Raw genomic sequence first — 9,173 nt, forward strand, 5'->3', positions numbered from 1 at the left:
CCGGACCGGCCGCCGCGGCACGCCACCGCCCGCCCCGCCCCGCCCCGCGCCCGCCCGGCACCCGGGCCGAAGGCCCGCCCGGTTTCGTTGCAGCTTCGGGGCCGAGCGACTGTTTGGACGACACTTGCTGCATTTCTGTGCATCCGATGCCCCGGGCCGGCGCGGCGGCTTGACCCCGACCGGCCCGGCTGGAAGGACTGAGCGATGACCGACACCCAAGAGGTCGCCGTCTGCATCCTGGGCGCCGGCCCGGTGGGTGCGACATTGGCCGCCACCCTCGCCGCCGCCGGCCTGCCGGCCGCCGTGGTCGACACCCAGCCCCTGCCGCCGATGGAGCTGCAGAATTTCGACGGGCGGGCCTATGCCATCGCCCTCACCTCCAAGCGGCTGCTGGCCGCCGCCGGCATCTGGGACCACCTGCCGGAAGCCCCCTGCCCCATCCAGGGCATCCGCGTCGCCGATGGCCGGCCGGGCGAGCCGGCCTCCCCGCTCTCCCTGCAGTTCCAGGCCTCGGATGTCTCCGACGAGCCCTTCGGCTGGATGGTGGAGGCGCGGAACCTCCGCGTCGCGCTGAACGCCAGGCTGCCGGCCATGCCGGACCTGCGCGTCTTCGCCCCGGCGACCGCGGCGGTGGAGCGCAGCGCCGCGGGCGCCACCATACGCCTCTCGACCGGGGAGGTGCTGCGGGCCCGGCTGGTCGTGGCGGCCGAGGGGCGCAACAGCCCGCTGCGGCAGCAGGCCGGCATCCGCACCGCCACGCTCGACTACCGGCAGATCGGCATGGTCGGCGCCTTCGCGCATGAGAAGCCGCATCGCAACATCGCGCTGGAGCAGTTCCTGCCGAACGGGCCCTTCGCGCAGCTGCCGCTGGCGGGGCCGGGGAATTTCGGCAGCGCCGCCTGGCCGCATGCCTCGGCCTTCGTCTGGGCCGACCGGACGGCGATCGCCCGCCGCGTGCTGGCGCTGGACGACGCCGCCTTCGGGCGGGAATTGCGGCGCCGCCTCGGCGACCATCTGGGCGAGATCCGGCCGATCGGGCGGCGCTGGTCCTACCCGCTCAGCGCCCTGCACGTGGAACGCTGGACCGATACGCGGCTGGCCCTGATCGGCGATGCGGCGCATGGCGTGCACCCGATCGCCGGACAGGGGCTCAACCTCGGCTTCCGCGACGTCGCCGCCCTGGCCGAGGAGGTGATCGCCGCCTTCCATGCCGGCGCCGATCCGGGCGCGCCGTCGGTGCTGGCGCGCTACCAGGCCCGGCGGCGGCCGGACACGCTGCTGATGCTGTCGGGCATGCATGCGCTGGAACGGCTGTTCGGCAACGACATCGCGCCGGTGCGCTGGGCCCGGCGGCTCGGCATCGCCGCGGTGGACCGGGTGCCGGCGCTGAAGCGGGCCTTCGCCCGGCAGGCCATGGGCATGGGGCCGGGCGTGACCGGGCTGCTCGCGGGGCAGCCATTGCTGCGGGCCTAGTGTCCCGAACCCGAAATTCGCAGCCGGCGGCTGCGAACTCCGCGGGCGGGACACCAGAGCGGATCCCGATCAGGTGCTTCCACCTGAGCGGGATCCGCTCCGTCGGGCGAAGGCGCGGCAGCGTCCCCGCGGGGCGGGCACGCCGGGCTGCCCCCGCCCCGCGCCCGCCCGCCGGCACCACGGGCAGGGCCCCGGACCCCGGCCCGAGTTGGACGCGGCGGCGCGCATCCCATCTCTGCCTGGTCCGACCGGGAGGACCAACCGATGACCCGCCGCCTGACGCTCGCCGCCCTGCTGCTCGCCGGGCCGGCCTTCGCCCATCATGGCTGGAGTTCCTTCGACCGCGCCAAGGTGCTGGAGCTGGAGGCGCCGGTGCTGCGCTCCACCTACGCCAACCCGCACGGCATCCTGGCGCTGGCGCGGGACGGCGCGGAGCTGACGATCGAGCTCGCCCCCACTTCCCGCATGGAGGCGCGCGGCCTGTCGGCCGCGGACATCGCCCCGGGCCGGGTCGTGCGCGTCCATGCCTATGAGGCGACGAACAACCCGCGGCTCTTCCGCGCCGAATGGATCGAAATCGAGGGCCGTCGGGTGGAACTGCGCTGAGGCGCCGGCGCGGGCGGCGACGCGGCCCGATGCCAGCGCCCGGACGGGCGCCACGGCGCATGCCGCCTCGCCAGGCCCTGCGGCGCGCACCGCCCGGCGACCCAGGGGCCGTCGGTCGGTCACGATCAACGGCCATGCGCATGACGCCGGCGCGGCGCCGCGGGCCTCCCGCCGCGCCGGCGCCGGCCTCGTCACGCCAGGGGCGCCGCCCTCAGCCGGCCTGCTGGTGGTCGCGGCGGAGATAGCCGCCGCCTTCCGGCGAGCGGGCGACCAGGTCCGGCGCCAGGTCCTCCGCCATCCAGTAATGCGTCACCAGGCTCTTCCGCGACCGCTGCGGATCGGCGATGGGCGAGCCGCCGTGGTAGAGCTGGCCGTGCCAGAGCAGCACGTCGCCCTTGCGGCCGCAGAAGGTCTCCGGCCGCAGCCCTGCCTCCCCCACCACGCGGTCGACATGCGCCTGGCAGGCCGGCATCTCCTCGTTCACCGCATGGATGCCGCCGTGCGAGAAACGGTAGGGCGGCAGCTTGTGGCTGCCGCGGTAATAGGTCACCGGCCCGGCCTCCGGCTGCACATCCTCGAGGCAGATGGAGGAGACGATCATCCGGTTCTCCACCGGCGGCGGCATGTACCAGCTGTCGAAATGCGGCGGCTGCTGGCTGCCGAACACGAAGTTCAGGGAGTTGCAGGCGATCGGTGTTCCGCCCATCAGCTCCCCCATCGCCGCCAGCAGCCGCGGGTGCAGGTTGCAGGCCCGCACCGCCTCCGCCTCGAGGAAGAGGTCGTTGATCTTCACCGGGCCGCGGAAATCCTCAGCCGGCACCTCCGGCAGCGGCAGGCGCTTCCCGATGCGCTCGCCATGCAGGACATCGACCGCGATGCGCGGATGCGCCGCCACCGCCTCGCCGCCCTGGCTCAGCGCCTCGATCAGCCGGTTCACCGCGTCGATCCGGGCGGGCTCCAGGAAGCCTTCCAGCACCAGCATGCCGTCGCGCGCCCAGGCCTGCTTCTGCGCCTCGGTCAGCAGGCCGGCGGCGGGGCGGGCGAAGGCGCGCGCGGCGATCCTCTTCAGGAAACTCATCGGCGATCCCCCTTGGCGGCGCTGGCAGGCAGCGATGCCGAAGGGCACCGGGCCAGCGGCAGGACCCAGGTCTAGCGCGGACCGCCGTGGCACGAAGGACGGGCGCGGCGATCCTCGCGCAGCGTTTATCGCCGGGCCGTGGCCATCGCCGCCGGTCGCGGCGGGCGGGGCGCCCCTGCCGGTCCAGCGGCGACAGGCGCCGGCCGCCCTACCGGCACCGGGGCCAGCATCGTTGCTCCTAAGCCTCGCGACCCGGCCCGCCCGGTCCCGCAGCGCGACCCGTCGGCCCGGGCGCCTCCGGGTGACCTGCTGGCCCCCCGGGCACGGGGGCCGGCGCGCGGGACCCCGGCCAGCCCTCGCCGCGGCCCGGCGGTTCGGGAGCTCAGACGAAGGCCACCCAGCGGCCGAGCGCCAGCGCGCCAAGCCAGGACAGCAGGGACAGGGCGCCGGCCACCCGGGCCGCGGCCTGCCCGGGTTCCGCCGGCCGCCGCCGCCAGCGCCATTCCGCCGCCAGCGCATGCACCACCGCCAGCGCCACCAGCAGCAGCTTCCACTGCATCGCCGGGTTGGCGGCGTATTCGAAGGGGCGCACGGCGAACAGCAGCAGGCCGGTGCCGACCGCCAGCGCCGCGCCCAGCGCCGCCGCCCGCCGCAGCAGGTGCAGGGCCGGCGGGTCCAGTCCCCGCAGCACGCCCAGCAGGCACAGATCCACCAGCAGGATCGGCCCCAGCAGCAGGCCGATGCCCAGCACATGCGCGCCCGAGGCCAGGGCATAGAGCGGCGCCGAGCGGGCGAGGCGGGAGGCGAGGCCGAGCGACTCCAGCGCGCCCAGCACCGCGTCCGGCATCAGCCCTTGCGCTTCGGCGGGTCGCGGGTCAGGCCCTTGGCCGCCAGGGCCTGCTCATAGGCCGTCCAGCGCTCCTCCCGCTCCGTCCCCAGCCGGTGCAGGTAGTCCCAGGAATAGATCCCGCTGTCATGCAGGTCGTCGAAGGCGATGCGGATGGCGTAGTGGCCCACCGGCTCCACCCGCAGGATCCCCACCTCCCGCCGGCCGGCGACGATCACCTTCTGGCCCGGGCCATGCCCCTGCACCTCGGCCGAGGGGCTTTCCACCCGCAGGTATTCCGCCGGCAGGCTGACGCGCGTGCCGTCGTCGAAGGCGACCTCCAGCACGCGCTCGGCGCGGCGGAGGCGGATCTCGGTGGCGGCCGGCATCAGCCCTCCAGCGGGCGTGCCTCATCCGGCAGCATGATCGGGATGCCGTCGCGGATCGGGTAGGCCAAGCGGGCGCTGTCGCTGATCAGCTCGCCGCGGGCGCGGTCATAGCGCAGCGGGCCCTTGGTCACCGGGCAGACCAGGATCTCCAGCAGGGCAGGATCGACCTCGCCGCCCGGGGCCGGGCCGGCGGTGCCAAGGGGCGTTGCAGGGGTATCGCTCATGCCCGGTGTTGTAGCCGGTTTGCCGCGCCGCGCGCAGCCCCGCCCGGGTCAGCTTGGCCGGCGGTCGGACGGCGTGTCGCCGCCCGGGTCGCCATGCGCGCCCATCTGCAGCAGGGCGACCAGCATCGCCGCCCGCTCCTCCGGCGTCGTCGCCTCCAGCAGGGCCTGCTTCTCCGGCACCTCGAAGGGGCAGACCATGGCCAGAGTCAGGACCAGCAGCGCGTCGGAGGTCTGCTCGATCGCCTCCCAGTTCGCCTCGATCCCGCGCGCCTTGAAGAAGGGCCGGAGGGCGCCGAGCAGCGCGCCGCGGTCGATATGCGCGGGCTGGTCGATCAGGTCGAGGTCGGGCTCGAAGCCGGCATAGTCGGCCCGCACCCGCCGATAGCCGCGGCGCAGCGCCAGCTCCTCGGCCACCCGGAAGCGGATCACCCCGGTCAGGGTGATCAGCAGCCTTCCGTCCTCGGTCTCGGCGAAGGAGGACAGGCGGCCGAGGCAGCCGATGCGATAGAGGCCCGGCCCGGTCTCGCCGCGCCTGGCCCCGGGCTCCGGCTGGATCATGCCGAACATCCGCCCCGCGCCCAGGCTGTCCTGCGTCATCGCCAGGTAGCGCGGCTCGAAGATATTGAGCGGCAACCGGCCGCCGGGCAGCAGCAGGGCGCCCGGCAGCGGGAAGACCGCGATCTCCTCCGGCAGCTCGTCGAGGCGGGGGTGGAAGGCCGTCAAAGCGGCGGGCTTACCGGAACAGCAGCGAGGACAGCTTCCGCCGTCCCGCCTTCGACGCCGCGTCGTCGAAGCCCCAGGCCTCGAAGAATTTCAGCAGCTGCTTGCGCGCCGCCTCGTCGTTCCAGGCGCGGTCGCGCCGGATGGCCTCCAGCAGCGCGTCCACGGCGCCCTCCCGCTCGCCCGAGGCGTTCAGCGCCACCGCCAGGTCGATCCGCGCCTGGTGGTCGTCCGGGTCGGCGGCCAGGCGCGTCTCGAACTCCGACAGCTTGGCGCGCGCCTTGCGGCCTTCCGCCGCCAGCTCCAGCGCGCTGCGGACGGAGACAATCTCGGCATGGTCCTTCAGCTTGGGCGGCACGCTGTCCAGCACCTGCAGGGCCTGCTCCTCCTCCCCCAGCGCCATCAGGGCGCGGGCGGCGCCGGCGAAGGCCTCGGCATTCTCCGGGTCCTCCTGCACCAGGGTGCCGAACAATTGCAGCGCGCCCTGGTGGTCGCCCTCCTCGGCCGCGGCCTTCGCCTCGGCCAGCAGGTCGGCGGAGGGCATCTGGCCGCCGGCCGCCTTCAGCAGCCCCTCGATGAAGCGCTTCACCTCGCCTTCCGGCAGCGCGCCCTGGAAGAGGTCGAGGATCTGGCCCTGCCAGAAGGCGGCCACCGTCGGCACGGATTGCAGCGGCAGGCCGAGCTGGGTGAGCTGCTGCACCAGGGACCGGTTCTTGTCGATGTCGATCTTGACGAGGCGCACGCGGCCGCCGGCGGCGCGCACCACCTTCTCGAGCGTCGGGGTGAGCGTCTTGCAGGGGCCGCACCAGGTGGCCCAGAAATCCACCAGGACGGGCACCTCGCGCGAGGCATTCACCACATCCTGCATGAAGGTCTTCTGGTCGCCGTCCTTCACCGGGTCCGGCCCGCCCGCCGCGGCACCCATCCCGGGGCCTGGACCCTGACGGTTCGGGTCGAAGATGACGTCCATCGCGGCAATTCCTCAGTCTTGCGGTCTTACATGCCCCCGCCGGGCGCGGGGACAATAGGCCATCGGCCATCCGGCGGCCGGATGGCCCGGGGCCGCCCGGCCGGATCGATCGCACAGTAGGGCAGCGGCGGCGGGCCGGGAACGCCCCGGAAGGGCGGGCCGAAAAGCCTGGCGGGCCGGCGGCATCTCCGCCCTGCGCGCGCAGGCCGCGGCCGCGGCCGCGCCCGGATCACCCGAACCAGCGGCGGCGGACCGCGTGCAGGTCCGGCAGGACGGCCTCGCACAGCCGGCGCAGCGCGTCGTCGGGCGGCAGCAGGTCCGGCACCATCACCGCCCGCATCCCGGCCGCGGCGGCGGAGCGGATGCCGGCCGCGGAATCCTCGAGCGCGAGGCAGCCGCCCGCCGGCAGGCCCAGCCGGGCCGCCGCAGCGCGGTAGGGATCGGGCGCCGGCTTGCCGCAGGCGTAGTCGCCGGCCGCGATCACCGCGTCGAACCGCCCCTCCAGCCCGTGCAGGCGAAGGTTGCGGGCGACCGTCGCATGGCCGGAGGAGGTGCAGATCGCCCGCGGCAGCCGCAGGGCATCCAGCCGGTCCAGCAGGGCGGCAGCGCCCGGCTTCAGCGCCAGGGCGGGCCGCCGCGCCTCGTATTCGCGCATCCAGGCGGCCTGCACCGCCTCGACATCCCGCCCGGCACCGAGATGCCGCTGCAGCGTCACCCGGTTCGCCGACCAGGGCCGGCCGATCAGCGCCGGAAAGTCGGCGGCGGCGAAGGCGAAGCCCTGCGCCCGGGCGACGGCCAGCAGCGCGTCGCGGTAGAGCGCCTCGCTGTCGAACAGCAGGCCGTCCATGTCGAAGACGACGGCGGCTGGAAGCTGGTCCATCCGGCCAGGGAAGCACCCCGCGGCGCCGGCCGGAACCCGGGCGTACCGATCGCGCGCGGTCCGGCCGATGCGGGGCGGCCTGTGCGGGACGTCCAGCGCGGGACGGCCGTGCGGGCCGGCCGTGCGGGCCGGCCCCGGCTCAGCCGCCGGGCGCGGGGATCTCCAGCACCTCCGGCCGATGCCCCAGGCTCTCCAGGAAGCGCAGCAGGCCGGCCGGGCGGATGGCGGTGGTCATGTTGTTCGCCAGCGGGTGGAAATGCACCCAGGAATGATCGCGCATCAGTCCGGCATCCAGCACCACCCGCACCGCGCCGGGCGGGGCATTCACCATGCCGAAGGGCGTGACCGAGCCGGGGATCACCCCCAGCAGCGCCATCAGGTCCTCGGCCGGCGCCATCTCCACCCGGCCGGCGCCGGCGGCGCGGGCGAGCGCATTGACCGAGACCTGCCGATCCTCCTGCAGCACCGCCAGCAGATGCGGCCTCGCATCCTCCCCTGGCGCCTTCCTCGCCGGGCGCAGGAACAGGTTCTTGCTGTGCCCACCCTCCAGCGTGCCGCGCAATTCGCGGCTTTCCGCCACGGTGAAGACCGGCGGATGGGTCACGGTGCGGGTCTCGAGGCCGAGCGCCTCGAGCCGGGCGAGGAGGCCTTCCGGGGTCTCTGGCATGCGGCGTGTCCTTGCACGGGGCCGGTTGTCGGGGCCGGTGTCGGGGCGGGGCGGGGCGGGGCGGGGCGGTGTTTCCGCCGGCCGCCGCGCGGGTGCAAGCCGGCCGGGTGCAACCGCCCGGTGCAACTCGCGTCTTCTGCGCATCGGCGCGCGGGCGTACCACCCCGGGGCCGCAAGATGACCATTGCCGGAGATTGCCCGATGCGCCGCCGCGCCCTGCTCGGCCTTGCCGCCGCCAGCCCCCTGCTTCCCGCCGCGTCCCTCGCGCAGCCCGCCGCCTGGCCGACCCAGCCGCCGCGCATCGTGGTGCCCTTCGCCGCCGGCGGCCCCACCGACATCCCCGCCCGCCTGCTGGCCGAGGAGCTGGGCAAGGTCCTGCCCTTCCGCCCGGTGGTGGAGAACCGCACCGGCGCCGGCGTGGTGGTGGGCACCGACGCCGTGGCGAAGGCGAAGGACGGCCACACGCTGCTCTACACCACCGTCGCGCATGCGGTGCTGCGCGCCATGTTCGCCCGCCTGCCCTTCGACCCGCTGGCGGACCTGCAGCCGGTGGCCCTGGTCGGCGTCATTCCCATGGTGCTGATGGCGAACAAGGACCTGCCGGTGACCTCCCTGGCGGAGCTGATCGCGCTCTATCGCGCCAATCCCGGCAAGTACGACTACGGCAGCGCCGGCAATGGCAGCGCCCTGCACCTGGCCGGCGAGCTCTTCCTGCGGGAGGCGGGGAATCTCCGCGTCACCCATGTGCCCTATCGCGGCTCCGCCGCCGCCATGCCGGACCTGCTGAACGGCACCACGGCGATGATGATCGACGTCGCCAACAACACCCTGCCCTACATCCAGCGCGGCGAGGTGAAGGGGCTGGCGGTCAGCGGCCAGAAGCGCCTGCCCCAGTTGCCGGAGGTGCCGACCTTCGCCGAGGCGGGGCTGCCCGGCTACGAGGCCTATACCTGGCACATGCTGATGGTCCCGCGCGGCACGCCGGCCCCGGTGGTGCAGGCGGTGAATGCCGCGGTGAACGGCGTGCTGGCGAAGCCGGAGGTGCAGCGGAAGCTGGAGGAGCTGGCGCTGCAGGTGCGCCCCGACAGCACGCCGGACAGCGCCGAGGCCTGGCTCCGGGCGGAGGCCGCGAAATGGGAACCGGTGGTGCGGGCCGCCGGCATCAAGCCGGACTGACGCCGGCCGGCGCCGCCGCCGGGGCGCGTGCCGCCGCCCCGGCGCACCTTGCCCGGCATCGGGCGTGGTGCGGCACCAGGGCAGCGCGGGCGGTCGGAGACCGCTGTGGCATGGCAGCACGCGGCGTGGCGCCGCGGCGCGCCGCGTCCAGGCCGGGATGCCGC

Annotated in this window: 11 protein-coding genes; 3 read left to right on the forward strand and 8 right to left on the reverse strand. The window is 74.7% G+C overall.

Annotation, left to right across the window (positions count from 1 at the left end):
* The first annotated feature begins 204 nt into the window (after positions 1 to 204).
* Entirely contained in the window at positions 205 to 1,473 is a 1,269-nt protein-coding gene (locus E2C05_RS24765) for a UbiH/UbiF/VisC/COQ6 family ubiquinone biosynthesis hydroxylase (protein ID WP_133222319.1), read from the forward strand.
* Positions 1,474 to 1,737: 264 nt separating this feature from the next.
* Positions 1,738 to 2,079, forward strand: a complete 342-nt coding sequence (locus tag E2C05_RS24770) for a DUF6152 family protein (RefSeq protein WP_133222320.1) — start codon at positions 1,738 to 1,740, stop codon at positions 2,077 to 2,079.
* Positions 2,080 to 2,290: 211 nt separating this feature from the next.
* Here E2C05_RS24770 and E2C05_RS24775 read toward each other — a convergent pair whose 3' ends face one another.
* The 8 genes from E2C05_RS24775 to E2C05_RS24810 form a co-directional block, all read right to left on the reverse strand.
* Complete coding sequence (locus tag E2C05_RS24775; protein ID WP_133222321.1) at positions 2,291 to 3,157, reverse strand: phytanoyl-CoA dioxygenase family protein; 867 nt, start codon at positions 3,155 to 3,157, stop codon at positions 2,291 to 2,293.
* 382 nt (positions 3,158 to 3,539) lie between these two features.
* On the reverse strand, positions 3,540 to 4,004 hold the full coding sequence (locus tag E2C05_RS24780; protein ID WP_133222322.1) for a DUF2214 domain-containing protein: 465 nt from the start codon (positions 4,002 to 4,004) through the stop codon (positions 3,540 to 3,542).
* The gene (locus E2C05_RS24785; protein ID WP_133222323.1) at positions 4,004 to 4,372 is read right to left on the reverse strand and encodes a gamma-butyrobetaine hydroxylase-like domain-containing protein; all 369 of its coding nucleotides are present in this window, start codon (positions 4,370 to 4,372) and stop codon (positions 4,004 to 4,006) included. Before E2C05_RS24785 ends, E2C05_RS24780 begins: the two co-directional genes overlap by 1 nt.
* Positions 4,372 to 4,596 carry a Trm112 family protein gene (locus E2C05_RS24790; RefSeq protein WP_133222324.1) on the reverse strand — a complete coding sequence of 75 codons (225 nt, stop codon included), beginning with the start codon at positions 4,594 to 4,596 and terminating at the stop codon, positions 4,372 to 4,374. Before E2C05_RS24790 ends, E2C05_RS24785 begins: the two co-directional genes overlap by 1 nt.
* 48 nt (positions 4,597 to 4,644) lie before the next feature.
* Entirely contained in the window at positions 4,645 to 5,319 is a 675-nt protein-coding gene (locus E2C05_RS24795) for an LON peptidase substrate-binding domain-containing protein (protein ID WP_133222325.1), read from the reverse strand.
* A gap of 10 nt (positions 5,320 to 5,329) precedes the next feature.
* Positions 5,330 to 6,286 carry a tetratricopeptide repeat protein gene (locus tag E2C05_RS24800; RefSeq protein WP_133222326.1) on the reverse strand — a complete coding sequence of 319 codons (957 nt, stop codon included), beginning with the start codon at positions 6,284 to 6,286 and terminating at the stop codon, positions 5,330 to 5,332.
* Between the two features lie 229 nt (positions 6,287 to 6,515).
* Positions 6,516 to 7,166 carry an HAD family hydrolase gene (locus E2C05_RS24805; RefSeq protein WP_133222327.1) on the reverse strand — a complete coding sequence of 217 codons (651 nt, stop codon included), beginning with the start codon at positions 7,164 to 7,166 and terminating at the stop codon, positions 6,516 to 6,518.
* Positions 7,167 to 7,305: 139 nt separating this feature from the next.
* Positions 7,306 to 7,833 (reverse strand): prolyl-tRNA synthetase associated domain-containing protein, encoded by a 528-nt coding sequence (locus E2C05_RS24810; protein WP_133222328.1) that lies wholly within the window; start codon positions 7,831 to 7,833, stop codon positions 7,306 to 7,308.
* A gap of 201 nt (positions 7,834 to 8,034) precedes the next feature.
* Here E2C05_RS24810 and E2C05_RS24815 point away from each other — a divergent pair, with 201 nt between their 5' ends.
* Entirely contained in the window at positions 8,035 to 9,009 is a 975-nt protein-coding gene (locus E2C05_RS24815; RefSeq protein ID WP_133222329.1) for a Bug family tripartite tricarboxylate transporter substrate binding protein, read from the forward strand.
* Positions 9,010 to 9,173 lie beyond the last annotated feature (164 nt).

It is taken from the genome of Paracraurococcus ruber (assembly GCF_004353985.1).
GTDB lineage: Bacteria > Pseudomonadota > Alphaproteobacteria > Acetobacterales > Acetobacteraceae > Paracraurococcus > Paracraurococcus ruber.